Origin of the sequence: Acinetobacter sp. YH01008 (assembly GCF_013420435.1) — a bacterium.
GTDB classification, from domain to species: domain Bacteria; phylum Pseudomonadota; class Gammaproteobacteria; order Pseudomonadales; family Moraxellaceae; genus Acinetobacter; species Acinetobacter pseudolwoffii.
In genome coordinates this window covers 1-1,015 of the sequence record NZ_VOYD01000089.1, presented here as the reverse complement: position 1 = coordinate 1,015, position 1,015 = coordinate 1, and the positions used below count along the sequence as shown (strand labels likewise).

Genomic DNA, 1,015 nt, shown 5'->3' with positions numbered 1-1,015 from the left:
AAAGTTTTACGTACTTTAACTGAATCAACCTATGAAATTCAGCCTCAGCAAAGTCATTATGAATCTCTCGAAGTAGATGAGTTCTGGAATTTTGTTGGAAATAAAAAGAATAAACAATGGCTTATTTACGCCTATCATCGAGAAACAGGTGAAATTGTTGCTTATGTTTGGGGTAAACGAGATTTAGCTACAGTCTAACAATTGAAGACAAAGCTTAAACAATTAGATATTCACTACACCCGAATTGCAAGTGATCATTGGGACAGTTTCATCACTGCTTTTAAAAATGGTAAGCAAAGTATTGGTAAATTTTTTACTGTAGGTATTGAAGGCAATAATTGCAAAATAAGGCATAGAATTAGGCGTAGCTTCAGAAGAAGCTGTAATTTTTCAAAAAAGCTTGAAAACCATTTTAAAGCTTTTGATTTAGCCTTCTTTTCTTTTACATCAATAATGGCTTCATTTAAAGGCAGCATACTTTTTGAAGCACCACCAAAATTTTATGTTAAGTAGAGACTAAAAATGCCCTTGATTAAGGGCTTACAAGGGCATTTTGTATAAGGTGTATTATGTTAATTTTAGAATTTCTTCATTAGAGAGATGGATCCGTAAATTTGAACAACTCCTATAAGTGATATTCTGCTCCTCAAATGATGTTATAAACATCAATATATGGAGTATTTTATGGCACGTAGACCAAGAAGAAATCATTCAAATGATTTTAAAGCTAAGGTAGCACTTGCTGCGATTAAAGCAGAAAAAACACTTGCTGAATTGAGTGCTGAGTTTGATGTTCATCAAAACCAAATTATTGACTGGAAAAATCAATTGATCTCAGCTTCCTCGCAAGCTTTCGATCAATCAAAAGCTCCAACAGAACCACCCATCGATCTAAAAAAACTACATGCAAAAATCGGTGAGCAGGCATTAGAAATTGATTTTTTAGAAGGTGTGTTGAAGAAACTGGGCCGCTTCAACCACAAAAGTTAATCGACGACTCACTTCAGATTTCAGT

The 1,015-nt window shown here is 33.9% G+C and carries 2 pseudogenes; both read left to right on the top strand.

Annotated features, from left to right (window positions below):
- Window positions 1-467: pseudogene (locus FTT75_RS15695) on the top strand (IS1 family transposase); the annotation flags it as partial.
- Window positions 468-672: 205 nt separating this feature from the next.
- A pseudogene (locus FTT75_RS15690) lies at window positions 673-1,015 on the top strand (transposase); the annotation flags it as partial.